Below are 26,260 nucleotides of genomic sequence, written 5' to 3' on the forward strand. Positions count from 1 at the left end.
GTGCCCGCCACTTCTTTTTTCCAATTGAGTTTATCAAGCGAGGCTGACCATGAGCGATTCCCGTGCTCGCGATATCCTGTCGCGACAGGCTGAACTGGAGAGCGAGCGCAGCCAGTACGAGCATGTCTGGGAGGCGGTGTCGGAATTCTGCGATCCCGATGCGCCCGACATGTGGAGCGGCAGCCGAAAGGCCGGCTTCGATTCGCAGGCCGAGCGGCAGGAGCGGCGCGGTGCGCGGGTCTACGCCAACACCATAAACTCGGCCGCCAACCGGCTGGCCGCGGGGCTGGAAAGCCTGATCATCCCGCAGTCGGAGAAATGGCATGGGTTGTCGACCGCGGCCATCAACGACGAGGAGACCGACGAGGAGAAGGAATGGGCGGAAGCGCTGCGCGATTTCCTTTTCTCGCTGCGCTACTCCGCCAATTCGAACTTCGTGCCGGCAACGCAGGCCTGCCTGCGCAACGTCGTGCGCTATGGCCCGGCGTATCTCTATGCCGAGGAAGGTTTTGGCGGCACGCTGATCCGCTATGCCTCGATCCCGGTGGTCGAGGGCTATCTCTCCCGCAACCGCTGGGGCCAGGTCGACATTTTCCACCGCCGCTACGAGCGCACGGCGCGGCAGGCGGCGCAATTGCTCGGCTACGACAGACTGCCGGCGCGGATCAAAATCCTGGTCGACGACCCCGCCAAATGCGAGACGAAAATCTCGCTGATCCAGTGCATCCAGCCGCGCGACGAGCGCAAGATGTACAGTCTGAGCGGCTCCTACCAGTATCTCGATACCGCGTTCGCTTCCTATCACGTGATCGAGGACGAGGAGGCGATCGTCAGGGAAAGCGGTTTTCGCTCGTTCCCGGTGTCGTGCTTCAACTGGCGCCGCTACGAGGGCGATCCGTACGGCATCTCGCCGACCATCGAGGCGCTGACGACGGTGCGCGAGGAGAACGCCGTGCGGCGCTCCGGCCTGCGCGCGCTGCAGCAGATCACCGATCCGGCGACCGCCTCCAAGGCAAGGCTCGACTATGTGCCGGTGCTCAATCCCGGCGAGAACTATCCCGGCCTCATCGACGATGCCGGCCGGCCGCTGATCGCGCCGATCGCCACCGGCCAGAACCCGACCTATGCCTTCAATTATGCCGACAGCCGGGCCGAGGAGATCCGCGACATGATGTTCGTCAATCTGTTCCAGACGCTGGTACAGAACCCGCAGATGACGGCGACCGAAGCCTTGATCCGGCAGGAGGAGAAGGGCGCGCTGCTCGGGCCGTCCGGCTCGATCATCCAGGCCGGCTTTGCCTCTAATCTCGACCGCGAGCTGGGCATTCTCGAGGACAAGGGACTTTACGAGGAAGACAGCCGCTTCCTGCCGCCGGCGAGCCTTGCCGGCAAGGCGCTGCGGCCGACCTTCACCGGCCCGCTCGACGTGCTGCGCCGTTCGGCCGAGGCGCGCGACACCATCCAGGTTGTCACCACGGCCATGCAGATGGCGCAGTTCGATCCCGGCGTGATGGACAATATCGACGGCGACGAGGCGCTGAAGATCGTGCAGGGCGCCGGCCGCAGCCCGCAGCGCATTTTTCGCCGCCAGGACGAAGTGGCGGGAATACGCGATGCCAGAGCCAAGGCTCAAGCTGAACAGGCCGGCATGGCGGCGATGGCTGCCGCCGGCAAGGTCGCCAGGGATGCCGTGCCGGCGGCAGTGCAGGCGCGCGACAGCGGCCTGCTCGACGGGCTCGGCGGGCTGATGCCGCAGGGTGTGCAAGATGCTTCGGGCGGGCAGGGCGCATGAGCGGCAAACGCTTCGCCCATTCCAGCCAGGCCGGCGGCCCGGCCAAGGCGCAGGATGCCCTGGCCAAGGCCTATCTCAGAGTGTTCTCAGGCCAGGACGGCGAAATGGTGCTGGCCGACCTGGCGGCCGCAACCGGCTATTACCGCCGCCCGTCCTATGGCGAGTGGCTGGCCAAGACCAAGACGCCGAACGGCTTCGAGCTGCACAGCGCGCTCAGCAATGCGCGGGCCGAAGTGGTGCAGCATATTATGGGGTTCCTGACGCTGGACGAGGCGCAGTTGGCTGCGCTGGAGAAGGCGGCGAGGCTGGAGGGGAGGTAGGATAAGGTCCGAAAGGCGCGAGGCGCCCCCCTCTGGCCTGCCGGCCATCTCCCCCTCCAGGGGGGAGATCAGCAGCTTCGCCCTAGCCGCCAATCCTGCAACGTTGGTGATTGGCGGAAGCAGACAAGATACCCAATCTCCCCCCTTGAGGGGGAGATGGCCGGCAGGCCAGAGGGGGGTGCTGTCCCGCCGGCCTTGTCGTGATTTGCAGCCCGCGCCGGCTCAATAATCGCCGTTGTAGTAGCGGTCGTCGCAGGGGGCGGTGTAGATGCGGCCGCTGGTGCGGTCCTGATAGCGGCAAAGCTGTTCGCCGGGCGGCGGCTGCGGCGTGGTGGCATTGCCGACAACGGCGCCCAGCAGGGCGCCGGCTCCGGCACCGATGACCGTGCTCTTGGTGTTGCCGCCGATCGCCTGGCCGGCAAGCGCGCCGGCGCCGGCGCCGAGCAGCGCACCGGTGCTGGTTCTCTGCTGTGCTTCGGTCTGCGCGCAGCCTGCCAGCGCGGCGGTTACGAACATGGCGGCAATGGCTCTGGACATGGTCATCGTCTGATACTCCCTTGAAGTCTATGAACTAATTCGCAGGCTGATTTTGCCAAGTACGGTCGCATTTGCGGCGGAACATAGGCACCGTGCCTCACGAAATAAGACATGGTTGTTTTTGTCTGACGGCCTGATCCGCAAAGAAAGTAACCGAACAAGACCCAAAGAGCTTCATCTCCAGTCGCGCCTTCCAGGGCGCTACGCCGCCTCGATCTGCATTACCTTTTTCGCCGCAGCGGCCAGAAATCCGGATCGGCTGTAGCCGTGGCGCTCCGCATATCGGTCAATCTGATCGAGGACATCTTCCGGAATGGTGACGTTGACACGCACGACCTTCGCAGCTTCAGCTTTCAAGGGAACCAGGATGGCGACACCGCTCAGATTGTCCTTGTCCGACATCACCTCCTCCAGGGACGACGGTACGGGAATGGCCTCGCCATCCTCGACCAGCCCCTCGACATGAAAGGCCAGTGCTTCCCCGGCCATGGCACGGGCATCATCCAGGTTGACGCCGGCTGTCACCAGGCCCGGAAAATCGGGAAAGGAGACGCCGAAGTCGCTGTCCGCTTGCTTGTGGATCAATCCGATATAGTTCCGCATTTCTCTACCTCAGCTTCACGCCGGATCGTTTTTCAATACTCTTGAGAGTGCCGATCGGGATGTCGCGCTTGGGATGCGGAACTGTCACCCGGCCCGGCTTGGATTTGTGCTTGAACTGGGCGTGACTTCCTTTTCGAGCCACTTCGTACCAGCCATCCGCCAACAGCCTGTGAATGACATCGGCGCTCTTCATGTTGTGTATAGATACACATAACTGATCCAAATGTCCATGAGCTTTTGCCGCTGTTGCGTGCGGCGGCCCAGCCGACCCCGTTTTCAATCCCGCAAGAATGGAGATACCAAATGACCCGAGGTCTTGCCCGGACGCTTTCGCGTGCCGCCGCCAGAGAAGCCGGCCTTGCCCCGCCCAGGGCGGGGCTTACCGCCAGGACGACCGGGCAGGGCGGCGCCTACCGCACCGTCTTCTCCTTCAATGCCATGCCGGTGCCGGTCACCGATGCGCAGGGCTTTGCCAGCCAGAAGCTCTTCGACTTTCTCGATGGCAAGGTGCGGATCAAGGGCGGCACGGCAAGATTGCAGTTCGCCGTGCTGACGCCACGCGCCTCGACCATCAACGACAATGTCGCGCTGACCTGGTCGCTAGGCTCGGCGGCAGCATCGAGCGCTGTACTGGCAGGCACTATGGCCAATGTGGTGGGCGCGACCGGCCGTACGCTGGATGGCGCGGGTGCCGCGCCGTCGAGCGCATCGATTGCCGATGTTGCCGCAGCCTTGACGCTCGACGGCACCGTGACGCCGGTCGACCTCTATCTCAACCTGGCGTTTGCCACCGGCACCGATATCGACGCCGACGGCACGCTGGCGGTGTCGGGCACCATCACGCTGCTCTGGGAGAACTGGGGCGATAATGCCTGAGGCGCTAATCTCCCCCCTTGAGGGGGAGATGTCGCCGAAGGCGACAGAGGGGGTCGGTTCGACCGGGCGCGACGCCCGGCGACAGATGAGGTCGGCGCTCCACGCGCGGCTACCCCCTCTGGCCTGCCGGCCATCTCCCCCTCGAGGGGGGAGATACCAAGTTTCACCGCCGGTGCTCTCATCACCGGCCTTCAAACTCTCAGCAAAGGAATCTTTTCATGACAGATCTGGCAGACGCCGGGTCCGTGGTGGCGGCGCCACCGGCGGGCAACCTTGCACGGCCACCGGCCAACGGGGACAACGGGTCCGCCCCGCCTGCGGCCAAAAGTTGGTTTGACGGTCTTTCCGAGGGCAACCGCAAGCTTGCTGAAACCAAGGGCTGGACCAAGCCTGAAAGCCTCGATCGGGTCTTCGCCTCCTATGCGGAGCTGGAGCGGCAGCAGGGCGAGAGCCTGCGCCTTCCGGCAGCCGATGCAGCCGCGGAAGACTGGGACAGGTTCCATGCCCGGCTGCCCGAGGCGATGCGTCCGCTGACCTCGCCCGACAAGGTCGAGTACAGGCGCCCCGACGGGCTCCCCGAAAACTTCGCCTATTCGGACGAGCTCGCCAGTGCGTCCAAGGCCTGGGCAGTCGAGGCAGGTGCTACCCCGAAGGTCGCACAGGCCTATCACGACCGCTTCGTCGGCTACATGGCCGAGCAGGCCAAGGCACAGCAAATCGCCGTTGCCCGTTCGGTCGAGACGGCGCATGACGACCTCGTCAGGGATTGGGGACCGACCGGCAGCGATGGCTTTCGCCAGAAGCTCGAGGTCGCCAACCGGGCGATGAAAAAGCTCGGACTGGTCAATGCCTACAAGGCGAAGGGCATCCTTCTGCCGGACGGTGCCTTGACCGACCCGCAGATCGCCAAGGCGTTCCACGCCATCGGCGAGGCGATGTTCCGCGAAGACACGATCGACGGCAATGCTGCCTTGAGCGGAGGCAATCCCTTCAAGCGCAATGCCGCCGGCGAGCGCAACCTGACTGGCATCTCAGCCCTGGTCAAAAGCGACCCCGCCCGCGCCCGGCGGCTGGCACGCGAGGCCGGCGAAAATCCAGACCTGTGGATGCCCAACAATCCTCTTTAACCCAAACCTGAAGGAAGACAAAAATGGCAGACGCCTATACCCGTATCGCTGACGCGATCGTTCCGTCCGTCTATGCGCAATACTCGTTCGAGGAGCACGTCCAGTCGCTGGAGATTTACCAGGCCGGGATCCTGTTTTCCGACCCGTCGATCGCCTCGAAGCTCAGCCTGGGCGGACGTTCCGTCGACATGCCCGGCTGGAAGGACCTCGGCAACGATCCGTCCGAGCCGGTCAACGACGACCCGGCCGACTCGATCGAAATGAAGAAGATCGGCGCGCGCCGCGAAGTCGCGGCCCGCAATGTGCGTGCGCAGGCCTGGGGCATCCCGGATCTGACCTCGATCCTTGCCGGCGACGATCCGCAGAAGCTTATCGTGCGCCGCCAGACCGACTACTGGCAGCGCGCCAACAAGCTGACGCTGCTGGGCATACTGAAAGGCGTGCTGGCCGACAACATTGCCAATGACGCAGGCGACCTGGTGCGCATCACCGGTGCCTCCATCGTCGACACCGACATCATCGAGGCCGCTTATCTGATGGGCGACCGCGCCGACAAGTTCAAGACGATCTGGATGCACTCGAAACAGATGAAGGCACTGAAACTCGCCGACCTCATCGACTATGTGCCGTCGTCCGAGCAGGGCGGGGCGCTGATCCCCTATTACATGGGGCTCAGGGCCGTCGTCGACGACGACATTCCGGTTGCCGGCGGCGTCTACACGGCGTTCATGTTCAAGGACAAGGCAATCCTGTGGAACGAACTGCCGGTCAACACCGAAGGGGGGCCGCTCGAGTTCGACCGCAAGCCGCGGCAGGGCCATGGCGGTGGTGTCATGTAGCGCGCAAAATCACTTGGCACCTCCGCGCAACTTCAGTTGGCACCAAATCGCGCGCTTTCAACGGCCGTTAAACGTGGTTCCAGCGCCGGCCTCTTGACGAGACCGCAAGCAGCGCGAGAATTCCTGGGCATGGAAACCCCAGCGAGCGCACCGGCTGGAGGCCGGCGCGCATGGAGCAATCCGAAAGGCATGTTCATTATGAAGCATGGAATCTTTGAAGAAGTTCCGTGGTCGGACTCCATCACGGTTTACGACAAGGAGCATTTCACCATCTACCTGCAGATCCTGGACGCCTGCGCTGACAATGCCAGCGAAGAGGAGATGGCCAAGCTCATTCTGGGCATCGACCCCATCCTTGAACCGGTCCGCGCTCGCAAGACTCTTCGCAGCCATATCGACCGAGCGAACTGGATGGTAACGACTGGCTACAAGGAATTGTTTGCCAGCTGACCCATCGCGAAGAGGCGGACATTCTCAGGCCGGACCATGCTTTTGAATGGTCTTGAAGGGTCATTTAACGGCTTTCGAGAATCGGTCACCGTCCCGGTGCCCGTAAGGGCCAGGTGCGGCAGTCATCTGTTTGATGCTGTCGAGCGGGTCGGACGCCAATCTAAGGCCCGCTTCTCGGGAACTGACCCGAGCACCTGTCACGCGTTTTTTTAACGCACCCGCCAACTGAGCGATATTCTTACGCACCCGCAAACGAAGCGAAATTCGCTCTCGCCCTGTGCCATCCATTCACGCCCGCGTGATCTAGCCGCACTCTACGAAACCAGCTAAGTAGAAGAGGGTTTGGGAGGCTTCACCATGACGCTTGAGCACGTTGTCTCAAGATCTCGAGTTATTCTGCGCAAAATTGTGGGGACTTCGCGGGCTGATCGAGAGGCCGACCTTCTCGACGTCCTTACAAGAGCTTCATCGCCAAAGCTATTACTCTTGGGCGATAGCTTGATGGAAGGTTCAAGCGCCGGCATTTCAAATCCGCGTGTCGCGCGAGGGTCCTATTCAGGTTCCCGAATCGCCGATGTTTTAGCCGTGGTAAGCCGCGTCAAGGGCGCACATCTGTGGGGCAAAGTTGCCGGCGCTGTGGTCGCTATCGGGATTAACGACGCACAGACCAGTGAGGGCGACGATCTGGAGTTCCGCCGGCTTTATTTCCGGTCTGCTCTTGACGCGCTTTCCCGTTCGCTCGCAGGGAAACCGCTCGTACTGCTAACAATCACAGACATTGGGTCGGAGGGAGAATGGGTTTCGCGCTATAATCGCGCCTTGATCCAGATGGAGAATGAAGAGATTGCCGCGATGACTGCCGCCAATGTTTTCGACGCCGCCACGCTATTTCGGCTGTCCATAGAAAGAGGCGGTCTAGCATACGACTCCGCATTTCGAGATGGCGTCCATTTTTCCCTTGAGGGATACCAGCACTGGAACCCATTGCTGGAAAAAGCTATCGACTTGGCCTCGGCAGGCAAACTGCAGCCTGCTTGACCGTCACCGATCAGGTCCCGAAGAACCCGGCGCGCGATAGCTTCCGAAGATCATCGAGCGCACAGTTGGCATAGCGAGTTCCCCCCGTCGCGTTGATGTGCAGATTGTCGCTCATGTACAAAAGGCCGGTGAAATAGCCGATGCCCGATTTGCCGGCAATGTCGATGCAGGGATAGCCGGTCAGGTTCGCCACGTCGCGCACGGCTTTCTGGAACTGGTCCAGGGTATTGCCGTGACTGTTGGTCCGCATGATCCGCGCCGTTGCGTGGCCGGAGCCGCCAGAGTATGGCGTGATGAAGATGATCTTTGCGTTGGGCGCACGGGCTCGGATGGCTACGACCGCGGCCCAGAGAGCACCGTAAAAGGTGGACGTCGTCGTGTCGTTGAGCGCGCCAAGCAATACTTCCTGAGCCCAAAAATCATTGACGCCTGCCTCCAAGGTCACGATCTCGCTGTCTGTGGGGATCGTCGCGATGGCGTCGTATATTCCGGTGCTCGGATAGCCCGTGGTGCTTACCCCGAGAGCCGCGCCCGAAACGCCTGCGTTCGTCAGCACCATGCCCGACGAACTCGCCAGCGGCGTCGTGTATTGCGCCTGGGCGGTTATGCTCGTGCCAAGAGCCGTCCATTTCTTGCCAACCAATGCGATCCGGCCATCGTCATAAGCACCAGCACCAAACGTCGACGGGTCAGAAAGCAGGCCGAGGTAGTTGCCAACGTTCGCCGCAACCGTGGTGCCCGCAGTCTTTAACCAAGACGCAGAGCTATAGTCACTCGGCGATGCGAGAACGTTGATCCCTCCGTTTACGCTCAAGCTCGATTGCTGCAAATAGAGCCCAGAGACGCCATCCCCCACGTATGGGTGGCCGCCAGCGGCCGGAAACACGCGGTGTTGAACGTTCGCGGAACCCGTCGCGGTCGCCGTCCCCGCCACTCTGCATCGGTACCAGCCATTGCCGAGTGCCAAGATGCTGGCACCCGTGCCGGAGCATGTTCCGTTCACCAGATCGAACGTACAGTCGAAGATGAAGCCGCTATTGGAGAAGAGATTGAAGCGCGTCCGCTCTGCCTTTTTGGCAATGACATCGATGACAACGACGTCACCAATCACCCATGACCTGGCTTGATAGACTGTAGGGCTGCCCGAGCCGCTGGGCTCGATGATCTTGTCGGCCGTCAATCGCCCATTAATCTGTAGATCGAACGCATCGACGGCCGCCTGCAGGGGCGGTAGTGAGCGAACTTCCGGGCTCACCGTGCTTGTCGCCGTGAAGCTAGTCTTGGTGAAGGCGGCGTTAGTGGGATCGCTGCTCGGAAAGAGGTTGGCGGTTGTATTCGGGAGCCGCAGCACAATGCTGCGCACGTACATGCCCGATACGCTGTCGCCGGCGTAGGGATAGGCCCCGGCTGCTGAGAAGCGCGTCTGAACATTCAGCGAACCGCTGGAGGTTGGGGTGATGACGACCTTACACTCGTACCAGCCTCCACCTAGCGCCGTCATCGAAGCACTTGTGAACCATGCGCCAGACCCGGAAAACGTGCCAGCCGCAAGATCGAAATTGACTGTGTAATTATTGCTAAGCAACTGTAGTAAGGATCGTTCGCCTGCTCTGGCGATGACGACCTGTTCAACCACGGTTCCCGACACGAAATTGTAAGACCTGAAGCAGGTCGGAGTAATCGATCCGGCCGCCTCCGTCAGCTTGGCCGTGGCGATGCTGAGGCCCTCGATCTGGGCCAGCGTATCTGCCGTCAAGGCCAGTGCCGAAGTCGAGGCTTTCATTGCAGTCAGGTTGGCGGCGACGTCGACATAGCCCTGCCGAGCCGCAGTGACTTCGGCCTGTGTCGGGTTGCCGGGCGTGCCATAGGCGTGGGTGATGACGATGGCATCGACGCCGACGTTGATGGCACCGGTGTTGCGCACCGCGTACACCGTGCCCTGGACCGTTCCGTTGGTCACCCCGAACGTCGCGCCGAGCAGCTCGGCGCTGGTGTCAAAAGCGGACGCTCGCGCCGTCGCGCCGGCAGCGACGACAGGATAGGCGCCGTTCTCGGCCGGAGCGGTCTGTCCGGCCAGCACGACCAACTGGCCGGTGGAGACGACGAAGCCGCCAATGTTGGCGCCGTTGATCAGGCCGGTGGCTATGGGGATGTTGACGGTCGAGAGCGTCGACACCGCCACCGGCGTCTTCGCTCCGGTCGCGATCAGGGATTCTGTGTTGTCGATGCGGATCTCATGATCCGCGAGCTCGGCCTCGGCGGCCGTCATGCGGGCCGGCAGGTTCCCCGTTTCCAACGTGTTGACGCGCTCATCCAACGATGCATCCGCGCTGGTCCGCGCTGCCGCCTCGGCTGCCAGTGCATCCGCGATCGGCCCGTCGGCCATGATCTGCTCGGCGTGATCGGCCATCGACTGTCGTGCCGAGCGCCGTATGCCGTCGATCGTAGCATTACCGGTCACCTCGTCCAGAGCGGCGACCAGTGGGAGGTCGGTACTGTATATGCCTGTTTCAGCCATTCCAAAATTTCCCTGTTCTTTAAGGCGCGACGTAGCCGCCGCAGTTGAAGTAGACTTGGGCGCCGGTGGTCACGTTGGCGACGTTCAGCGCCGTGTTGACGCTCGACGACAGCGGCGATCGGAATTCGATATCCAGCCGCCCGCCGGCGGCTTTGAGGAAGCCGCGATAGAGGACAGTCGCGGCGCCATCCTTGACCAGAATTTCGGTGTCGACCGTGGCGTGGGCATTTACGGCAGTCAGCCAAGTCATGTGGTTGCGTTGGCCCGCCACCGCTGCCTTCACCTGGACGTCTGCGGTCCCGGTCTCGCCACCGGCAGCCGCGGGGTAGCGCCAGGTGGCGGCCGGGTTCAGCGCGGTCAGGTTCTGGGCGATGCGCTGCAGCCGGCCATTGAGGCCGGCTGACGCCGTATCGTTGGCCGGCGCGGCCTCGGTGAGCGAGCCTAGCAGCGCATCGTCGTCGGTCGACAGCGTGACGCTGAAGCTGTTGGCGGCGCTCTTGGCGCCAAGCGTCGACGGCAGCTTGACCGACAGCAGCCGCTTGACCAACGCGATCAGGGAGAACGTGCCGGCATCGGACGTGGCCGCCGCATCGGCCGTCCCGCCCAGCGCCTCGTCCATGCCGTCGCGCACGCCATGCATGGGATGGTGCTTGCCCGCGACCAGCTCGCTGTCGATCGCGACCGGGTCGCCGGTGACGCTGTCAGTTGTGTTGATCTGGCTGGCGGCCATTTGTGTCCTCTAAAGCACGAGCAAAAGGGTTGAGTTCGCCGCGAGTGGCGGCACGAAGTCGTCGGAGCCGATGGTCACGGAAACAATGTCGGTCAGATCGCTCTCGACGCCGGCGACGCTGACGGCCCAGGCCTGCAGCTCGACTTCGTCGCCGAACAGGTAACCGGTCACATCGAAAGCGCCCTCGGCCGGCGAGCAGGACAGTGGCGGTTGCCAGACCAAAGCACCCGAGAGCCTCGTCTGCAGCTTGAAGGCGGCGACGGCGATCGCGTTCGCCGTGCCGCCGCTGACCATAACCCGCAGTCCGTTGGCGTCGCCGGTCTCGACAGTGCCGGTTTCTATGCCCGTGAACTTCGGTATCGCCGGGGGGATCAGGGATAGGTCGATCTCGGCGCCGACGCGGCCGCTCCAGGCCGGCGGCACCTCGGCGTCGGTCAACTCGTCGATGATCGGTGCCGCCGGCAGCATCGCCAGCACCGTCGAATTGTTCTTGCCGCGCGTGATGCCGGCAACGATAAGCGGGATGCTGTCGAGCGCGGCCGGGCCGAAGTGAATGATATCGCCAGCCTTGGGCCTCTCGCCGCTGCCGGTGAGCCGCACGGCCGCGCTCTCGCCGGCGACGGTGGCGATGGTCCGTACCACGCTGGTGCCGATCGTGTCGTCGGCGTCGAACTGGCGGAAGCGAATGGCGTAGCTCTCGCCGGCGACCATCGTGAAGACGCCGTCGGCCTCGACAAGATCGCCGCGTACTGCCTTGACGCGCGCCGAATGCATGGCGCGCTTCAGCACGTCGCGCGAGGCCACCACCAGGTCGCCAGTGGTGGCGGTGCGTGCAGTGCCTTGCTGCACCGCCGAGTAGCTGACGGCGCGGTTCATGATCTCGTATTGCCGGCGGCGGGCCTCGCGCCAGATCTCGTCCGGGTTGGTCTTGCCGGGCAGTTTCAGCTCCTCGGTGGTGTCGATCGGGCCGACATAGCCGGGCCACGGCACCAGGCGCTCGCCCTGTTGATAATCGTTGGTCTCGTCGATGAACGGCACGCGCAGCGCATGTGGCGGCTCGAAATAGGAGGGCGACCAGCGGAAGTCTGATGAATTCCTTGGGTTCACATGGTCGACTACCAGCTCGCGCGGCCGATCAATGACGACGGTCCATTTGCGGCCGTCCCATTTGACGGCGGCCCGCCCCGCGGCGCCGATCGCCGCCAGCGTCTCGCCCAGCGTGCTCTCGAAATCGTGGATGCGGTTGTATTTTAGGCCCTTGAGCACGCAGAAGACGTGCCAGTCCTGGAAGGCAGGAAAATCGATCTCCTCGTCCGGAGTGGGCCGGTACAGCCCTGGACCGCGCAAGGCAAAGAGGGCCAGGGACGCTGGCCATTGCGTGGCCCTGTCTATCCATGTGCCGCTGTCGGCGTCCCAGTCCGGCGCGCGACGCTTGTCTAGCGTGTTGAAGGTGTCGAGCGTGCCGTTGAGCTGCGCCGTCGCCTTGATCCGGAGTGCGCTTAGGGCCACGGGCTTTCTGAAATTGAACGGGTATTCCGGCCGGAAGCTCTGCAGCACCACCCAGGTGCAGTTCAGGACGAATTGCGAACCGTTGCCCGGTTCGACCTCCGAGTCCGTCAGGCGCTCATATTCGATCTCGTAGGCGCCGCGGACGGGGTAATCGATGCGGTCGGCGCGATAGAAGCCGACTTTTTTTGTGTTGCGGATGGAGAGATCGGGCAGGTCGGTCCAGGCTTCGGTGCCGGCCGGCCGGTAGCGCCGCTTGAACACGACCTCCACGGAAAACTCCTCGCCCTCCTCATCGATCTTGATCAGGCCGGCGGGAAACGACAGGATCGAGATCGACCAGGCGGTATCGCGAGCGGTGAAGCGGCTGACCGGCTTGGCTTCGGACGGCTCACCCTTGATGATCTTGCCGTAGTCGTTGTGCTTCAACGGCCGTTCCAGATCGGTGCCGATGCGCTCCTCGAGCACCTGGTTGGTGTAGAGTGTCAGCGGCTCGTCGTCGGCATAGCCGAGCCGCGTCTCGATCTCGACCTCGTCGAATTTCGTCAGCAGCGTGTCGCCGAGCTTCTCCTCGGAGATCTCCAGCGGCCCGTAACCGTGCAGGAAGACGGCGCGGTCGTAGAGCCAGTCGCCGACCACCTCGATATAGGACATCGCCCCGAACGGCGGCGCAAAACGGTGCGTGCCCATGACCATCGGCACCGGCGCGTCGGGCGTGAACTGGTTCTGCCATCCGGCGATCGCATAGGTCGGTTTTTCCTCTCCCGGAGGTTTGGGCAGCGGCAGCAGCGCATTGATCAGCAAGCCGCCGAGCGCCGTCAGTCCCACCGTGAGGGCGGTCTTTGCCACGTTGGCAAGCAATTCCGAGCCAAACAGCGTGGCGCCGGCGGGGAAGAAAAACCCGGCGACGGCGATCGCCGCCACCGAGACGAGGATCTGCAGCACTGACCGAAACGAGTCACCGCCGGGAACGACTCGGATGACCACATGCACGCCGGCATGCGGCCGCGCCCGGTGCCACCGGGCGCGTGGCACCACCTGCATGCCATTGCCTTTGACCAGCGCGATCCGGGTGCGCTCCAGCACCGGGTTTGTGGCGCCAGGCAGCGCCATCGCCACCATTTCGGCAATCGTCATGCCGGCCGGCAGCGTCAGCTCGATGCGGGCGCGGTCGGGCTGGAATGCGATAGGTGCGGCCGTGACATGGACGCTCATGCGCCCCTCCAGCGATAGATGCCGGTGAGCTTGCCTGCCCAGGGCGAGCCGTCGTCGAAGCGCTCGATCTTCGAGCAGTCCTGTTCAACCATGTGCATCATCAAGCCGGGCCTTAGATACAGCCCGCAATGGGCGTCGAGCCGGCCGCGCCGGAACCAGAGGATGTCGAGCGGCTGCGGCGTCTCAATCTTCAACCAGAGCGGCGATTGCGCTTCGCGAGCGACTATGGCGGCGACTTCGCGCTGCTCGGCCGAGCTGGGATAAAGGCCGGCATAGGACGGCAGCTCGTTGCCGGCATGCTCGGCATGGACGAGGCGGACAAAGCCCCAACAGTCGCAACCGGTCCAGTCGCGGCCCTTGTCGGCGAAGGGCAGGCCGATAAAGCCTTGCGTCCAGCGGAGATCGCCCTGGGCTACCATCAAGGTCATTTGTGCAGCCCCGGAAAACGTTCCTTGGTCATGCGGTCGGCCGGAAAAGGCTCCTCGGTGATCGGCTCCATCGAGAACTTCAGAGAAACTTGGCCGCTATCGCCGTCCGCGCCGGTCATCAGCAAGCCGATCCATTCGGCCTCGACAATTTCGGGGCTCGACGCCAGCACGATCGCCATGTGGCAGGTCGCCTGCACCGTGGTCGACGTCAGGATGTCGGCAATGTCGCTGTCGAGGATATCGAGCACCAGCGAGGCCTGCGCCGGCGCGTCGTCCTCTTCGTCTGGCACAAGAGCGTCCAGCATGACGAACAGGAAGGGCGAGCCATCCTCGGTGCGCCAGGTCGAGCGGGTGCCGTACATCAGCGGCTCGACCGAGATCCGGTCGGCATTGTCAGACGAAAGCCGCACCGGCGTGTCGAGCAGTGGGTGCTCGATGATGACCAGCACAACCTCCAGCTCGTCGGTCGCGACCTGGTCGAGAGCCAGACGGGCGTTGAGCGAGACCCGCCTCATGGCATCACCGCGATGTCGAAGGAGACCCGCCACTGGACGCTGCCGGGCGAGCTCGGCGCGCGTGCCGGCATCTGCTGGCCGATCAGGCAGAGCCACGTCTCGGCGATCAGGATCGGCGTGCCGTCCTCGGTGGTGAGCGGCGTGCCGTCATCGGTCAGCAGCGGCAGGCCGTCCGTGTCCCACGCCGGCATCAGGAACGGCTGGGTCCCTTGCTTGATCTCCTCGTCGAACCAGCGGTCGAAGCGGGCAAGCTCAGCCCTGGTCAGCACTGTCGAAAAGCTGACGGTGTTCGCGACCGCCGAGAAGCGGCGCCGCACGTTAGGCGGGCCGGCGTCTTCGGCCCTGCGGGTGCGGCCATCGCCGCGCGTTACCTGGTAGGGCGCGCGTTCCGGCCTGGGCAGCTCGGGCGGGTACCAGACAAGGCTCATCGGCGTTTCACCGGCTGTCTGGCGCCGCGCGCGTTCAAGGTGCGGTTCGCCGCACTGCCCGGCCTGTTCATCTCGGCCGCCATCTGCTCGCCGACGATCACCTCGGTGCGGCGCCCGCCCTTGCCGTCGTCTTTCTCTTCGGTGCGGACGTTGTTGTTGCCGTAATTGTGCACGACGGTCTCGTGCCTGAACTCGATGACCGCCCCGCCACCGCCGCCGGCGCCTGATCCTGACCGATGCACTGGGTAGCCGCCTTCCATTTGGGCGCCGGCATCTTCGAGGCGGCCGTGGCGGCCGGACCTGGCCGAGCGCCGCAGATTGTCCAGGAACGGCACGCCGAGCGCGCGCACCACGGGGGCGTCCATGACGTACTCCTGTTCGTGGACGAGGCCGGCGACCTTGTTCGGGTCGCTACCGCCGGTCGGGCCGCCAACATCATACAATCCGCCGCCGCCGGCCTGGATCGCCGCCCATGCGCCTGGCGACAAAGACGCGCCGGCGCCGCCGAACAGCCCGGCGAGCCAACTCATCCAGCCGCCACCACCGCCGGCGGGTGCGGCCGGGAACTGGCTGAGCGCATTGCCGAGCTGGCCGAGCCCGCCGCCGAAGGTGCCGAGGTCTTTGGTGGCGACGTTTGCCGTGCCCTGGAACCTGGCCAGCGCATCCTGCGAGGCGGTCAGCCGCTTCTGCCAGAGCGCGATATTTTCCGGATTGGCCTGGGACCAGCCCTCGGCCCGCTCGAAGCCGGCGAATGCTCCGGTCGCGGAGCGAACGTCGGTCGAACCCAGCAGCCGCTTCAGGACGCCGCTCTCCGGCCCCTGCAGCTCTTTCCAGATATAGTCGAGCTGGCCGCCGACGCCTGGCAGCTTGCCGCCATTGGCCGACAGCAGTCCCGACAGCCTTTCCCCCAGCCATTGCGGCAGGCCGCTGGCGCCGCCGTTCGGGTTGACCGCATTGGGGTTCAGGCCGCTCTCGGCGCTCAGATTGCCCATGATGCCGGCGATCTGGTGCGACTGGAGACCCTTGCCGGCGAAGTAGTTCCAGATCTGGGCGCCGACGCCGCTCTGCGAGGTGGTCGACGCCGCCGCGCCGCCGGTCGCGCTGTTGTCGTTGGCGCCAGAGAGCAGACGGGTAATCGCGCCCAGCGGACCGCCACCAGTACCGCCGCCGATGCCCAGGGCGCCATTGATGTTGACGACGCCAGCCTGCACGTCCATGGCGCCGACCGTCTGCCCGCCGGCCGGCTGCGGACCGCCGAGCAGCGTGCCGATGAAGCCGTCGATCCCGCCGATGCTGTCCAGCGTCGGCAGGCCTTTGTTGTAGACCGCATTGGCAATCGGGTTCTTGATACCGAGCTGGGTCAGCTGCTTCAGCACATCGTCGGCCGCGCTCTTCAGCACGCTATCGATATCGGTAAAGCCGCCGAGAGCGCTGTCGACGATGCCGCCGATCGCGTCGACGCCGGTCTCGCGCACGTCCTCCCAGAGCTGCTTCTGCTGCTTCAGCAGCTCGTTCATGCGGATCATCGCCGCCGCCTCGGAATTGAGGTCCACCGCCAGCCCGGCGCCCTTCAGCCGGTCGGCGACGGTCGCCTCGATCGGCGAGCGGCCGAGCTGGTCGCGCTCGAACTGTAGGTCTCGCGCCAGATTGGCGCGCGCCGCCGCCTCGGCCATTGCCGACAATTCCGCCGTGTTGGCGCGCATCGCCTCGGCCTCCTTGCCGTAAAGGTCGATGCCGAGCTGGCGGATCTGCTGCTCTGTCGTCAGGGCGGCAATGACGCGATCATGGGCGGCGGTACTCGCCCCGACCAGTGCAAGCTCGGCGCGCTGGGTCTCGATATTCTGACCCTGCTCGAAGATGGCGGCGCGAGCCGATTGAATGGCGCTGAGCCGGCCATATTCGGCGGCTTTTTCCCTGATGCGCCGGATCTCGGCCTCGTCGGCAGGAACGTTGTTGCGGGCGGCTTCCTCGCGGACAGCCTGTTCGAGCTGAAAGGCCATGCGCAGCCCCGCCGCCTCGGCGGCCGTCCTGCCGACTAGGCTGATCTCCAGCTGCTGCGCGGCAACCGTCTGGTCGAGCGAGCGCAGCCGCTCCTTCTGCGCGTCCACAAGGCTTTTCGTTGCACTGGCCAGTGCAAGCTTGCCGGCGATGTCGATGCGGTCGGCGCGAGCGGCCGCGCTCTCGCTGGCGTTGATCTGGGCGCGCGCCGCGGCCTCGGCGGCGGCCTGTTTGTCCGCCGGCGATCTTGCGTTCATCTCCTGCAATTGCGCCTGGAAGCCGCCTATGCGCTGGTTGTGAGCGGCGTCGTCCGCCAGCTTCCATTCGTCATAGGCCTTCATGTCGCGCTGGTTGAATGCGCTGCCGCTCCTGATCAGGCCGCCTGGACCGATATTGCGATCGTACTCTTGGACGGCCCGCTGCGCCTCGGCGAGAGTCGCGGTGAAGCCTAGAATTTCCGCGACGCGTTTCTTGAGCTCGGCGGATGCTCCGGGGGCTTGGCCCAATGCCGCAACGGCATCGTTGAATTTGACGACATCGGGATAGCCGGTCTGGGCGGACTTGATGAACTGATTGACGACCGGCTCAAGGCCGCCGATCTTGTAACGGTCGAAGATCTGGAACTGGTCTTGCGGGAGGCCGGAGCCAGGTATTCCAGTGAAGGCTTCCGAGCCACCGAACTGATTTTGCAGGTTTTGGCCGGTGCCCGCGTCCACCGATTTTCGGAGTTCGTTGACCGCCTGCATCGATTGGAACGACAGAACGGTCTGGGACTCCCGGCCAACGCCACGCACAGCATTTTCAGTGTCTTTCCAACCCTCGCCGACTTTCTTGATGAGATCTACATGGTCCTTCAACGCCCCGTCGAGCGATTTGGTTGCTTCGCGCGACAGGAGCGAATAGGCCGCAAAGGCAGCGCCGGCCACGCCGACACCGGACGCGATCAGCCCGACCGGCCCGACGAAGCCGATGAAGGACCTCGCCGTCGATGCCAGCGATGCCCTGATCGCCGCCAGCGAGCCGCGCAGACCTTTCGGCCCGCTCTCCAGCGCGTCATAGATCTGGCCGGCCTGCGATGCGAAAATCATCATTGGCGAGGCGCCCAGCGCCCACATCGTGACGACATCGTTGCCCTGCCGCGACAGGTTGAGCAGCTGCGAGGAAGTCAGGCGTGCCGCGCCCGCAACGGAGCCCAGCCCCGTCACTATCTGGCCCGATGCTCGGCCGAGCATCGTATAACGATCGTTCAGATGCGTGAGCGCCAGATCGTATTCCTTGGCGCTGGTGAAGGCGCCGACCCTGTGCGCGTTGTTCAGCTCTGTCAGCTCGGCCTCGTATTGCTTGGAGGCGGCATAGAGCGGGTTGAAGCGGGCCCGCAGCCGGTCCAGTTCGTCGCCATAGGCAGCGATGTCGGAACCGCGATCGGGCACAATGGTGACCCGGTTGACCATGGATTGCGCAGCATTTTTCTGGGCTGCGGCCAAGCCAGTCAAGGCGCTGATCTGGCTGTTAAGGGCGACCGTCTCTCGCAAACGTGCGTCGATCGCCAAGGAGCCGCTGATCGCACCAGTGCGCTCAGCCTGGTTGATTGCCTCGACTGCCGTCCGATACCGCGTCTGCGCCGCAAATAACGGATCGTAAGTGGCTTTGATCCGGTCAAGCGCCGCGCCATAGGCCGCTATGTCGGTGGCGCGTTGCCGATAGGTTGCGTCGTCGGTCGGTCCCTTCATGCCGGCATAGGCCGCCACGATCCCCTGGATGCGCTTCTGCACCGCCTCCTGGCCTGTCAAGGCTTCAGTCACCCGACGTGACGATGCCGCCGCCTGGTCGTTGGCGGCGGTGAGCGCCGCCGAGGTGCGGGCCGCCTCGACGCCGACCGTGCGGACCGCCGCTGCCGTGGCGCCGGCCGCCGCAGTCGCACCGGCCGCGTCGCCGCTGATGACGAGGGCGAGATTGAGGCTCACTCGCGCACCTCGTTCATGATTTCGCGCGCGGCGATCTCCATGTCGCGCAGATCATTGAGCAGCCGGCCGTCCGGATAGCGCTTCTTCTCACGCTTCGGCCGCGCCCGCAGCAGCACGTCGGCCGCCGTATAGTCGATGCCGATCCAGTAGAGCAGGCCCTGCATGCCGCGCGCGACGACGCGCCACTGTGTCTCGCAGCCGAGAAACAGCACCACCGATGGCATGTTGATGTCCCACACTTCGAACACGTCGCTTTCTTCGTCGTCTGTCGGTTCGGGCAGGTTCTCGGACGGAACGCCCAACGCTTCGGCATCCTGCCGCGCCTGGTGGTCGGGCCGCGTAGGGCGGGTCGGGTCGGTCAAGCCTTCCCGTGCCAGCGCCCAGGCGCGCGCGGCCTCTTTCAGTTTCCCTTTCGGGCCTCGGGGCTGGCGAGCGATCCGACATACGCATTGTAGAGCCCGACCCGGTACCAGGTGTCCTGCAGCGCCTGGCGCAGCAGCTCCTCGGAATACTCGATCGGGTTCTTGCCCTCGTCGACGACATCGCGCCAGCCGCGACTGGCCTTGATCAGCAAGTCGTGCTCGCGTGCCCGTCTTTCTTCCGGTGTCTTGAGATCCTCGATTTCCTTTTCGAGTGCCTTCGCGTCGTCCTCGCCGATGCCGACGAACTCATGCGTGTAGCTCTGGATCTGCCACTTGCCGGGGTTCACTGGGTCCGGGCGGTGGATCTTGACCGGCCAGGGGTAGCGATATTCCTTGGTGAGAACGAATTTCATGGGGCACTTTCCTGAGGTTTGAACGGCGGTTTTAGAGGCGTCGAAGCCGCCTTTATTTGACGGTGATCTTCAGCTCGGTGGAGCCGAGGCTGGTCAGCATCAGCGGCAGCGAATAGTTGCGGATGTTGTCGCTCTGGCCCTCTGCTGGCCGGCCGATCTGCACCTTGTCGCTGTCGATCGCCACCGTGTTGCCGCCCACCGTGCCGTGGGTAAGCGCCAGCGCGGCCTTGGTGTGGGCGCGCGCGATCGAGAACCAATCCTTGGTGGCAAGCGATGTCGCCTTGACGACGGCGGTACCAGTCACCGAACGGTCGGTGATCTCGATGCTCTCCTCGCCAATCAGGTGGCGCGGCACGACCTGCGAGCCGGTGTCGATGTTGAGGCTCTCGGCGATCGCGGTCCAGCCATGCAGCGCCATCACCGTGTTGGCCTTGGAGACCACCACCGGGTCGATCCACATCGTCTTGGTGACGACGGGCAAGGCTTCGTCGGTGATGGTCCCGACCAGGCCTTTCATCGAGAATTGGAAGCGCGGGATGCGCTTGGGTGTGAAGCCGAGCGAGACGCTGCCGCGCATGCCGAGCAGCACATGCTTGACGCCGTCGGAGTTGTAATAGAGCCCGCTGCTCTCGAAGGCGTCGTGGATCAGATCATACTGGACGTCGACGCCGGCCGAGATCACCTGGGCAAAGCCACAGGAGCGCAGCAGCGGGCCATAGGCCGGTGCCGTGCCGAGGGCGCCGGCGCCGGCGATCTCGACCGAGAAATTGAACTGGCCATAGTCGCCGGTCAGCAAGACGCCCTGGTGGCCAAGGAACGGCTGCATCAGATTGCGCGCCTCCTCGTCGCCGGCGAGCGGCGTGAAGGCCGCGTCGGAGAGCTGGATGTAGTTGGCAGCACCGGTCGGTACCGCATCAACTCCATAGGTGGCATCCATCTTGATGAGGGCGGACAGCTTCTTCCAGCGACGGATCATGGTCTATTTCCCCTTCCTGGGCGCGCCGGTTTCGGCCGCCAATGGTTCGTCCGTGCCCGCCGGTGCCGGCTCGGCCTCCGTGCCGGGCGGCGGCGCGGGCTCGGTGCCCTCGATCCGCTCCAGCGTTCCATCCTTGTGCCGGTTGTACGCACCGCCGGCGATCGGCGTTTCGATCTTTGCCATGTCAGCTTTTCTCCACGAGGTAATAGCCGGCGCCGAACAGCTCGCGCTGCCAGACGTGGCCGTTCTTGGCTTTGAGAAGATTCGACGAGATGTGCTCGACAACGTCGGCATTGTTGACGCTGGTCGGCTCGAAACCGATCAAGGCGCCGCGTACCGCGTCCTTGAGGATTTCGATGTCGTCGGCAGCGGCCCCGCCGGTGCCATCGGAGACGTTGCGGGTGACGATGATGACAGCGACATCAGCCTCGGTGCGCTGCAGCACGTTGCCCGTCATGCGCTCGTTTTCACCGCTGTGCTCTTCCTCGACCAGGACGAAGGCCGCGGGCGTCGTCTTCGGTTCGCCACTGAGCGAGGCCCAGGCGGCGGCGCCTGCGACGACGCGGAACACCGGCGGGGCGATATCGCGCAGGCGCTGCTGGAATTCTGCGGACAGCGTCATGGCTGCGCTCCGCCGCCGGCCTCGGCGCGGAAGGCGTCCTCGGCAATGCGCAGGATCTCGGCCTGGTCCTCCTCATCGACATAGAGATAGGGCCGCGCCGGGATGGTGATCGAGTGCGCGCCGATCGAGACGCGGACCGTTTCCTTGCGCTTGCGCGAGGCCTTGACGAAGCGCCGGCCGCGATTGGTCTTGCCGAAATGCAGATCCTGCTCGCGCGCCGGGATCTTCACCTCGCCGCCGAGCTGCTGGATAGCGGCATAGAGCAGGTTCGTTCCGACCGCCGCTTCGGTTTCCGTCGCCTCGCCTGTGATGGAGCTGTAGAGCCGGTTGGTGACGCGCAGCATGTGGCCATAGCCGCGCTGGCCGCGTCCGATGCGCTTGGCGGCCGTGCGCGGGCTGAGCCGCTGCCACTTACCAGCCGGGCCGGTCTCGCGCTCGAAATGCCGCTGAGTCGAGGTGACCAGGTATGCGGCGATCGCCGACATGATCGTCCTGGGATGTTCGGCCAGGCGCTCGATGCGATCGAGTGTCGCCAGCACGGCCTGGTCGACGAGGCGGATCTGGATGCCTTCGGTCGCCATCAGAAGCCCCGCAGCTTGTCGCGGGTGAACACGCGGTTCGGCGCACTGGTCTTGATGGCGCCGCCGCCGGCCTGTTCGGGCGTCTCGCCTTCCTCCTCGATCAGGACGAGACCCTTCGAGACGTCCTTCAGCCAGGAGATCGCGGCGGCGAAGTTGCGCGAAACGATGCTGTCCTTTTCGGCCGCCTCGCCATGCAGATAGTAGCGCGCGAGATCCGCGGCGACCTTCACCAGGACCGGAGGCACGACGTTAAGTGGCAGCTTGAACTGCTTGCCGATATAGCCGTCGATGACGCCGTCGGCGTCCGCCAGGGCGCGGCCGACCACGACGCCGTCGATCGTGCTCGGCGGTATGTTCGTCCGATCCGTGAGCTGGATCAGTTCAGTGGCGCCAAAGCGGTCGACCAGATCCTGTTGGACGGCGTACATCAGGCACCCACCACGAAAAGCCAGATGAAGAAGGCGAGCCAGACAAGCAGGGAGCCGGCGCTGGCGAAGGCGAACCTCACGAGCGCAAAGAAGGCTGCGCTGAAGTCGTAATCGCCATGGCTTTGTTCGGTCGGCCACATCAATGCGGCCGCCCAGATCGCGACCGTAAGCGCGATCGGTATCCACCAGATGGATAGGTAGATGTTCACGGTCAGATGAACTCCACAACTAGGTTCGGCTCTGCGAAGAGCGCCTCCAGCGGCTCCGGGCTACGGAAACCATCGAGTTGGTGTTCAACCGGTGTTTTGGAATGGGCGATGCCAGCGCGCCGGAAGCCATCGGTTTTCGATCGGATGCGCACTGCGGTCGGCGCCGTCGCTCCGCTGGCCTCCCATGCGTCGATCGCGGTGGACAGGCAGGGGAAGCGGGCGCGGAACTCAGCTTCACCACCATCAAGCCAAATCGCGGACGCGTTCACCGTGAGCGACCCTGCGGAGTCGGCCGTATTGCCGGCTCCGCCCTGGTCGTTGCTTGGCGGGGTGTCATCAGTGGAATTGGTCCCCGTCGCTGCCCCCAGCGACGGGGCAGCCGGTGGCGCCGCTGCGGGCGCGGCACCGGCAGCAGGCGAAGCATTCACCGCGACATTCTGATCCGCGATTACTGGCTTCGCTGCTTCGGAATTGATGGTGTCAGCGCTGCTCGAGATCGGCGGCACTGCGGAGAAAACCGTTTCACGTTTGGCTATGATTTTCGGAGCTTTCGCCATCGTTCAATCCTCGTTTGCGGTCTTTGAAAAGGAGCCTTCGCGGGCTGCTTTTCGAAAACCCGCCGGCCGAAGCCGGCAGGGCGAATTCGGCAGCGTCCTATCCGGCGTTGGAATCGACTGGGACTTCCGTAATAGAAAAGGTGCTGCTTGCCGGGTGGGGCAGATAGAACGACCGCTCCTCGCCAGGGTTGATTTCGACCGGTTCGCGGTCGTCCTGCTTGACGGTGGCGCGGAAGTTGCCGTTCACGTGGACTTTAACTGTCGTGGTCATAGGGGTTCCTCTTGGGTCTTGCGGAAGGAGCCAGGCGCGGCTGCTTCCGAAAAACCCGCCGGCACCGGAGTGCCGGCAGGCTAAGGGTGCAGATCGGCGCTGGGTTAGCCGAGCTGCGGAACCACGACCACTTCGGAGGCCTTGAACCAAATGTTGCTGTCGCCTCCGTTGATCAGCTGCGCCTCAACCACCTGCTTTGCATCGGCCTCCAAGGCCTGAGGAACGATGAGCTTGGCCGGACGGATGTTGATGATCTGGCCGTTTTTCTTGCGGATCGCACCCAACGCATCGCGGGCCGCCTTGAAGTTGGCCGGCGTAAGTGTGGCCTTAGACATATGGGCGAGTTGCCAGAGGCCGAAGCCGGCGTTGCAGCGGCCGTCGACGCCGTAGAGATACTGGCCCTTCATGAAGACGTTCGTATCGGTCTCCTTGTCCATCGGCACAAGCTTGAAGGGCTTGCGCTTCTGGAACACCATCGGCTGGATAACCCTGGTGTCGTCGACTAGGTACCAGGCCGGGCCGGCGCCAGCGGTGAAGTTCGAAACAGAGGTCTCGCCGCCGTTTTCGTCGAAGCCGGGGTGGTCGGTGTCGAAGAAATTCTGGCCGTCATAGCAAAGTGTCGCGTCGCCCTTCTTCCAGAGCGGCCAGACGAGCTGGTCGGGAAACTCGGCCGCATCCTGACCCATTTGGGCAGAGATCGTCGTGTAAAAACCGAACTGATCGTCCTCGATCGAGGCGCGCTTGACGCCGACGGTGCCCTCGAACTCCTTGTTGCGGATGATGTAGGTCGAGGCCGACAGATCATGAATGAGGCGGTCGCCGACCCATTCGCGGATGCCGGGCAGATCGTCCATGCGCGGATATTCGTTCATGGCGGTGCTCGAAGGCACGTCCATGGCGACCGTCCGGTATTGTGTCGGGGTGGTTGCGAGCCGCGCGTTGAACGCGGTGCTGAGCCCCGTGTAGACGCTGCGCAGCGTGGAAGCATTAATGTCCATCTGAAGCTTTCTCCTACTGCGCGATCTCGGCGACGACGGTCGCCGGAGTTGCGGTTGCGTTGGTTCCGCCGACCGTGAAGCTGATCACGTCGCCGGGGTTGACCTCGTTGAGGGCGGTCGGCACCACCGTGTCCACGTCGCCCGCGGCCGAGCCGGCCTGGGTGATGGTGATGACGCCGGTGGTCACCGGAACGCCGTTGATGGCGCAGGTGATGGTGGCATCGCCGGTGGTCAGGATGCCGTCGGTGACGCTGCGAAGCCGGGTGATGCGTCCCTTGACGGAAGCGATCGTCCTGGTGACGCCGGCGCCGACCAGCGTGGCGATGCGGGTGGCCAGCGGGATCATGACCTTTTCCGCTGCCGGGATATCGATCCAGGTGCGGCCGTCGCTGATGCCGGCAACCGTGCCGACCAGGAGCCGACCGCCGGAGCCGTCAAAGCTCAGAGTCTCATCGTCGACGGCGTAGACCGGCCGGCCGATGTCGACCTCGTCGGCGACGAAGATTAAGCCGAAGCAGCCACGAAGCGCCTCGACGTTCAGGTCGCCGTCGGCGCCGTCGCGGTTGTCAACGTTGCCTTCAGCCAGACCCACGATGGAAACCGCGTTGGCGGTCCCGGCCGGCACGGCCATGCCGGTCGCAAGCAGCGCGACTAGCGTCTTGCGATAAATGCGGATGCCGGCCTTGACCGGGTAGCCGAAGCGGTCGCCGGAGCGAGCCGGGATTTCGAGATCCTTGGACGCGACCATCAGACGGTTTCCTTGTTGAGCTTGAGGGTCTCGGCGAATTTCTTCTGGTCGAGGCCCATGGCATTGCAGACGGCGATGTCGGTATCCGACAGGCCGGCGTCGCCGTCCGGCTTCTTGGCCGTGCGGATCTGCGAGGCCGTCATCACCGGCGCATTGCCGACGAAGGTGTCGAAGGCCTTGAGATCGGCCTTGGCGTAGCCGAGCGCCCAATCCTTCTGGGCCGGCGCGATCTTGCCGGCCTCAATCGCGCTGTTGACCGCCTCGGTCGCCTTGTCGGCGGTCAGATCCTCGCGCAGCTTCTTCAGATCGCCCTGGAGCTCGGTGACCATCGCGATCGGCACGAACTTCGTCGGATCGACCTTGCCGGCGATCGCCGACTGGACGGCAGTGACGATCTCGTCGGCCTTGGCGTCGGCAGTGAGGCCGGCGGCGGTGGCGAGGCGCGTGCGATCGGCGACGATCGAATTGATCGCCGTCAGGATCTCCGCCGGCTTGGCGGTTTCGGTCAGGCCAGCAGCCTTGGCGATTGCCGTGCTGCTGATCAGGTGGGCGTTGATGGCGGCGACAATGCCGTCTTCGGTCGTGCCCTTGGCGAGGCCAAGCGCAGTCAGGATCTTGTCCATGCTGTCTCCGGTGGGGTTGTCGAGAGGGAAGAGGGCACTCGCCGCGACCGCGACGAGGTCGAGGTTCGGCGTGTTGGTCAGGCCGGCCATGCGGATGGCGAGCACCCGGCCGGTGGTCTTTTCGTGGAAGAAGACGGGCGATAGGTAGCGGTACTCTTTCCGTTTGATTGCGATCGCTGCCCCTTTGGTCCATTCAACGCGGCCATAGATGCCGTCGTTCTGGACTTTCAGTTCCTTGATCCAGCCGGCGGCCGGCGCTTTGCCACCGACGCCGGGGATAGCCCCGAAAACCGCCTGGTGGTCATAGTCGATGGCGAGGTCGGTGGAGCCGGCATACTGGCGGCTATTGGCGACGATCTGTTCCATCGACGCTTTGTCGCCTGTAACCCAGGGGCCTTGGCCGTTGCGGCCGGAGAACGTGCCGGCTGGCGTCAACTGCACCCATTTGTCGCCACTGTCCGCGTCGGCTGCTGTGAGCGCGGTCGAGTGGGAGGCGACCAAGGCGGCCGAAAGGAGTGCGGCAAGTGCGTTTTGCATCGCCGGACATTGGCCCGGCCAACGCCGTCAAATAATGCCCGCCATAGCGGG

General features: G+C 64.2%; 30 protein-coding genes. 7 read left to right on the plus strand and 23 right to left on the minus strand.

Going from position 1 to position 26,260, the window contains the following annotated elements; genetic code table 11:
• The first annotated feature begins 49 nt into the window (after positions 1–49).
• Positions 50–1,792, plus strand: a complete 1,743-nt coding sequence (locus NKI54_RS05720; protein ID WP_352690838.1) for a portal protein — start codon at positions 50–52, stop codon at positions 1,790–1,792.
• On the plus strand, positions 1,789–2,112 hold the full coding sequence (locus tag NKI54_RS05725) for a Bbp19 family protein (RefSeq protein ID WP_352690839.1): 324 nt from the start codon (positions 1,789–1,791) through the stop codon (positions 2,110–2,112). The genes NKI54_RS05720 and NKI54_RS05725 overlap by 4 nt, the downstream gene beginning before the upstream one ends.
• A 222-nt stretch (positions 2,113–2,334) precedes the next feature.
• Here the strand turns inward: NKI54_RS05725 and NKI54_RS05730 are convergent, their stop codons facing one another.
• The 3 genes from NKI54_RS05730 to NKI54_RS05740 form a co-directional block, all read right to left on the minus strand.
• Positions 2,335–2,655 carry a YMGG-like glycine zipper-containing protein gene (locus NKI54_RS05730; RefSeq protein ID WP_352458164.1) on the minus strand — a complete coding sequence of 107 codons (321 nt, stop codon included), beginning with the start codon at positions 2,653–2,655 and terminating at the stop codon, positions 2,335–2,337.
• Positions 2,656–2,850: 195 nt separating this feature from the next.
• Positions 2,851–3,252 carry a type II toxin-antitoxin system HicB family antitoxin gene (locus NKI54_RS05735; protein ID WP_352621460.1) on the minus strand — a complete coding sequence of 134 codons (402 nt, stop codon included), beginning with the start codon at positions 3,250–3,252 and terminating at the stop codon, positions 2,851–2,853.
• A 4-nt stretch (positions 3,253–3,256) separates the two neighbouring features.
• Positions 3,257–3,445 (minus strand): type II toxin-antitoxin system HicA family toxin, encoded by a 189-nt coding sequence (locus tag NKI54_RS05740; protein WP_352621462.1) that lies wholly within the window; start codon positions 3,443–3,445, stop codon positions 3,257–3,259.
• 110 nt (positions 3,446–3,555) lie between these two features.
• On the opposite strand from NKI54_RS05740, the gene NKI54_RS05745 reads away from it, so the two are divergent.
• The 5 genes from NKI54_RS05745 (at position 3,556) to NKI54_RS05765 (ending at position 7,582) form a co-directional block, all read left to right on the plus strand.
• On the plus strand, positions 3,556–4,128 hold the full coding sequence (locus NKI54_RS05745) for a hypothetical protein (RefSeq protein ID WP_352690841.1): 573 nt from the start codon (positions 3,556–3,558) through the stop codon (positions 4,126–4,128).
• A gap of 218 nt (positions 4,129–4,346) precedes the next feature.
• Positions 4,347–5,255, plus strand: a complete 909-nt coding sequence (locus tag NKI54_RS05750; protein WP_352690842.1) for a hypothetical protein — start codon at positions 4,347–4,349, stop codon at positions 5,253–5,255.
• Between the two features lie 23 nt (positions 5,256–5,278).
• Complete coding sequence (locus NKI54_RS05755) at positions 5,279–6,094, plus strand: Coat protein (RefSeq protein WP_352690843.1); 816 nt, start codon at positions 5,279–5,281, stop codon at positions 6,092–6,094.
• A 189-nt stretch (positions 6,095–6,283) separates the two neighbouring features.
• On the plus strand, positions 6,284–6,544 hold the full coding sequence (locus NKI54_RS05760; RefSeq protein ID WP_502898202.1) for a hypothetical protein: 261 nt from the start codon (positions 6,284–6,286) through the stop codon (positions 6,542–6,544).
• Positions 6,545–6,901: 357 nt separating this feature from the next.
• Positions 6,902–7,582, plus strand: a complete 681-nt coding sequence (locus NKI54_RS05765) for an SGNH/GDSL hydrolase family protein (RefSeq protein WP_352571326.1) — start codon at positions 6,902–6,904, stop codon at positions 7,580–7,582.
• A gap of 10 nt (positions 7,583–7,592) precedes the next feature.
• Here the strand turns inward: NKI54_RS05765 and NKI54_RS05770 are convergent, their stop codons facing one another.
• The 20 genes from NKI54_RS05770 to NKI54_RS05865 form a co-directional block, all read right to left on the minus strand.
• The gene (locus NKI54_RS05770) at positions 7,593–10,100 is read right to left on the minus strand and encodes an SGNH/GDSL hydrolase family protein (RefSeq protein ID WP_352690845.1); all 2,508 of its coding nucleotides are present in this window, start codon (positions 10,098–10,100) and stop codon (positions 7,593–7,595) included.
• A gap of 19 nt (positions 10,101–10,119) precedes the next feature.
• Positions 10,120–10,830 (minus strand): hypothetical protein, encoded by a 711-nt coding sequence (locus NKI54_RS05775; protein ID WP_352690846.1) that lies wholly within the window; start codon positions 10,828–10,830, stop codon positions 10,120–10,122.
• A 9-nt stretch (positions 10,831–10,839) separates the two neighbouring features.
• A complete protein-coding gene (gpJ, locus tag NKI54_RS05780; protein ID WP_352690848.1) occupies positions 10,840–13,551 on the minus strand; it encodes a TipJ family phage tail tip protein in 2,712 nt (903 codons plus the stop codon).
• Positions 13,548–13,979, minus strand: coding sequence for a C40 family peptidase (locus NKI54_RS05785; RefSeq protein ID WP_352690849.1), 432 nt, complete (start codon positions 13,977–13,979; stop codon positions 13,548–13,550). Before NKI54_RS05785 ends, gpJ begins: the two co-directional genes overlap by 4 nt.
• Entirely contained in the window at positions 13,976–14,494 is a 519-nt protein-coding gene (locus NKI54_RS05790; protein WP_352690850.1) for a DUF1833 family protein, read from the minus strand. The genes NKI54_RS05785 and NKI54_RS05790 overlap by 4 nt, the downstream gene beginning before the upstream one ends.
• Positions 14,491–14,922 carry a hypothetical protein gene (locus NKI54_RS05795; protein WP_352690851.1) on the minus strand — a complete coding sequence of 144 codons (432 nt, stop codon included), beginning with the start codon at positions 14,920–14,922 and terminating at the stop codon, positions 14,491–14,493. Before NKI54_RS05795 ends, NKI54_RS05790 begins: the two co-directional genes overlap by 4 nt.
• Complete coding sequence (locus NKI54_RS05800) at positions 14,919–18,884, minus strand: phage tail tip lysozyme (protein ID WP_352690853.1); 3,966 nt, start codon at positions 18,882–18,884, stop codon at positions 14,919–14,921. The genes NKI54_RS05795 and NKI54_RS05800 overlap by 4 nt, the downstream gene beginning before the upstream one ends.
• Entirely contained in the window at positions 18,881–19,246 is a 366-nt protein-coding gene (locus NKI54_RS05805) for a DUF1799 domain-containing protein (RefSeq protein WP_352690854.1), read from the minus strand. Before NKI54_RS05805 ends, NKI54_RS05800 begins: the two co-directional genes overlap by 4 nt.
• A 38-nt stretch (positions 19,247–19,284) precedes the next feature.
• Complete coding sequence (locus tag NKI54_RS05810; RefSeq protein ID WP_352690857.1) at positions 19,285–19,659, minus strand: hypothetical protein; 375 nt, start codon at positions 19,657–19,659, stop codon at positions 19,285–19,287.
• Between the two features lie 52 nt (positions 19,660–19,711).
• Positions 19,712–20,635: a phage tail tube protein gene (locus tag NKI54_RS05815; protein ID WP_352571317.1), complete on the minus strand. Its 924-nt coding sequence runs from the start codon at positions 20,633–20,635 to the stop codon at positions 19,712–19,714.
• Positions 20,636–20,638: 3 nt separating this feature from the next.
• Positions 20,639–20,818 (minus strand): hypothetical protein, encoded by a 180-nt coding sequence (locus NKI54_RS05820; RefSeq protein WP_352690858.1) that lies wholly within the window; start codon positions 20,816–20,818, stop codon positions 20,639–20,641.
• Position 20,819: 1 nt separating this feature from the next.
• Positions 20,820–21,257: a phage tail terminator protein gene (locus NKI54_RS05825; RefSeq protein WP_352690859.1), complete on the minus strand. Its 438-nt coding sequence runs from the start codon at positions 21,255–21,257 to the stop codon at positions 20,820–20,822.
• Positions 21,254–21,838: a phage virion morphogenesis protein gene (locus tag NKI54_RS05830; protein WP_352690862.1), complete on the minus strand. Its 585-nt coding sequence runs from the start codon at positions 21,836–21,838 to the stop codon at positions 21,254–21,256. Before NKI54_RS05830 ends, NKI54_RS05825 begins: the two co-directional genes overlap by 4 nt.
• Positions 21,838–22,266 (minus strand): gp436 family protein, encoded by a 429-nt coding sequence (locus tag NKI54_RS05835; RefSeq protein WP_352690863.1) that lies wholly within the window; start codon positions 22,264–22,266, stop codon positions 21,838–21,840. The genes NKI54_RS05830 and NKI54_RS05835 overlap by 1 nt, the downstream gene beginning before the upstream one ends.
• On the minus strand, positions 22,266–22,475 hold the full coding sequence (locus NKI54_RS05840) for a hypothetical protein (protein WP_352690864.1): 210 nt from the start codon (positions 22,473–22,475) through the stop codon (positions 22,266–22,268). Before NKI54_RS05840 ends, NKI54_RS05835 begins: the two co-directional genes overlap by 1 nt.
• Positions 22,476–22,477: 2 nt before the next feature.
• Complete coding sequence (locus tag NKI54_RS05845; RefSeq protein WP_352690865.1) at positions 22,478–23,032, minus strand: HI1506-related protein; 555 nt, start codon at positions 23,030–23,032, stop codon at positions 22,478–22,480.
• A gap of 97 nt (positions 23,033–23,129) precedes the next feature.
• A complete protein-coding gene (locus tag NKI54_RS05850) occupies positions 23,130–23,303 on the minus strand; it encodes a hypothetical protein (protein ID WP_352690867.1) in 174 nt (57 codons plus the stop codon).
• Between the two features lie 104 nt (positions 23,304–23,407).
• Positions 23,408–24,301, minus strand: a complete 894-nt coding sequence (locus tag NKI54_RS05855) for a Mu-like prophage major head subunit gpT family protein (RefSeq protein WP_352690869.1) — start codon at positions 24,299–24,301, stop codon at positions 23,408–23,410.
• 13 nt (positions 24,302–24,314) lie between these two features.
• Positions 24,315–25,049, minus strand: a complete 735-nt coding sequence (locus tag NKI54_RS05860; protein ID WP_352690870.1) for a hypothetical protein — start codon at positions 25,047–25,049, stop codon at positions 24,315–24,317.
• Positions 25,049–26,209, minus strand: a complete 1,161-nt coding sequence (locus tag NKI54_RS05865; protein WP_352690871.1) for a phage protease — start codon at positions 26,207–26,209, stop codon at positions 25,049–25,051. Before NKI54_RS05865 ends, NKI54_RS05860 begins: the two co-directional genes overlap by 1 nt.
• Between the last annotated feature and the right edge of the window lie 51 nt (positions 26,210–26,260).

The organism is Mesorhizobium sp. M0663, assembly GCF_040320585.1.
GTDB lineage: Bacteria > Pseudomonadota > Alphaproteobacteria > Rhizobiales > Rhizobiaceae > Mesorhizobium.

Excerpts from the sequence above, each read along its gene's own strand:
- NKI54_RS05785 (WP_352690849.1), bottom strand. The coding sequence starts at position 13,979 with ATGACCTTGATGGTAGCCCAGGGCGATCTCCGCTGGACGCAAGGCTTT.
- NKI54_RS05720 (WP_352690838.1), top strand. The coding sequence starts at position 50 with ATGAGCGATTCCCGTGCTCGCGATATCCTGTCGCGACAGGCTGAACTG.
- NKI54_RS05750 (WP_352690842.1), top strand. The coding sequence starts at position 4,347 with ATGACAGATCTGGCAGACGCCGGGTCCGTGGTGGCGGCGCCACCGGCG.
- NKI54_RS05815 (WP_352571317.1), bottom strand. The coding sequence starts at position 20,635 with ATGATCCGTCGCTGGAAGAAGCTGTCCGCCCTCATCAAGATGGATGCC.
- NKI54_RS05745 (WP_352690841.1), top strand. The coding sequence starts at position 3,556 with ATGACCCGAGGTCTTGCCCGGACGCTTTCGCGTGCCGCCGCCAGAGAA.
- NKI54_RS05850 (WP_352690867.1), bottom strand. The coding sequence starts at position 23,303 with ATGACCACGACAGTTAAAGTCCACGTGAACGGCAACTTCCGCGCCACC.
- NKI54_RS05755 (WP_352690843.1), top strand. The coding sequence starts at position 5,279 with ATGGCAGACGCCTATACCCGTATCGCTGACGCGATCGTTCCGTCCGTC.
- NKI54_RS05740 (WP_352621462.1), bottom strand. The coding sequence starts at position 3,445 with ATGAAGAGCGCCGATGTCATTCACAGGCTGTTGGCGGATGGCTGGTAC.
- NKI54_RS05810 (WP_352690857.1), bottom strand. The coding sequence starts at position 19,659 with ATGAAATTCGTTCTCACCAAGGAATATCGCTACCCCTGGCCGGTCAAG.
- NKI54_RS05770 (WP_352690845.1), bottom strand. The coding sequence starts at position 10,100 with ATGGCTGAAACAGGCATATACAGTACCGACCTCCCACTGGTCGCCGCT.
- NKI54_RS05765 (WP_352571326.1), top strand. The coding sequence starts at position 6,902 with ATGACGCTTGAGCACGTTGTCTCAAGATCTCGAGTTATTCTGCGCAAA.
- NKI54_RS05830 (WP_352690862.1), bottom strand. The coding sequence starts at position 21,838 with ATGGCGACCGAAGGCATCCAGATCCGCCTCGTCGACCAGGCCGTGCTG.
- NKI54_RS05730 (WP_352458164.1), bottom strand. The coding sequence starts at position 2,655 with ATGACCATGTCCAGAGCCATTGCCGCCATGTTCGTAACCGCCGCGCTG.
- NKI54_RS05860 (WP_352690870.1), bottom strand. The coding sequence starts at position 25,049 with ATGGTCGCGTCCAAGGATCTCGAAATCCCGGCTCGCTCCGGCGACCGC.
- NKI54_RS05855 (WP_352690869.1), bottom strand. The coding sequence starts at position 24,301 with ATGGACATTAATGCTTCCACGCTGCGCAGCGTCTACACGGGGCTCAGC.
- NKI54_RS05790 (WP_352690850.1), bottom strand. The coding sequence starts at position 14,494 with ATGAGGCGGGTCTCGCTCAACGCCCGTCTGGCTCTCGACCAGGTCGCG.
- gpJ (WP_352690848.1), bottom strand. The coding sequence starts at position 13,551 with ATGAGCGTCCATGTCACGGCCGCACCTATCGCATTCCAGCCCGACCGC.
- NKI54_RS05795 (WP_352690851.1), bottom strand. The coding sequence starts at position 14,922 with ATGAGCCTTGTCTGGTACCCGCCCGAGCTGCCCAGGCCGGAACGCGCG.
- NKI54_RS05735 (WP_352621460.1), bottom strand. The coding sequence starts at position 3,252 with ATGCGGAACTATATCGGATTGATCCACAAGCAAGCGGACAGCGACTTC.
- NKI54_RS05825 (WP_352690859.1), bottom strand. The coding sequence starts at position 21,257 with ATGACGCTGTCCGCAGAATTCCAGCAGCGCCTGCGCGATATCGCCCCG.
- NKI54_RS05820 (WP_352690858.1), bottom strand. The coding sequence starts at position 20,818 with ATGGCAAAGATCGAAACGCCGATCGCCGGCGGTGCGTACAACCGGCAC.
- NKI54_RS05865 (WP_352690871.1), bottom strand. The coding sequence starts at position 26,209 with ATGCAAAACGCACTTGCCGCACTCCTTTCGGCCGCCTTGGTCGCCTCC.
- NKI54_RS05725 (WP_352690839.1), top strand. The coding sequence starts at position 1,789 with ATGAGCGGCAAACGCTTCGCCCATTCCAGCCAGGCCGGCGGCCCGGCC.
- NKI54_RS05775 (WP_352690846.1), bottom strand. The coding sequence starts at position 10,830 with ATGGCCGCCAGCCAGATCAACACAACTGACAGCGTCACCGGCGACCCG.
- NKI54_RS05835 (WP_352690863.1), bottom strand. The coding sequence starts at position 22,266 with ATGTACGCCGTCCAACAGGATCTGGTCGACCGCTTTGGCGCCACTGAA.
- NKI54_RS05845 (WP_352690865.1), bottom strand. The coding sequence starts at position 23,032 with ATGGCGAAAGCTCCGAAAATCATAGCCAAACGTGAAACGGTTTTCTCC.
- NKI54_RS05760 (WP_502898202.1), top strand. The coding sequence starts at position 6,284 with ATGTTCATTATGAAGCATGGAATCTTTGAAGAAGTTCCGTGGTCGGAC.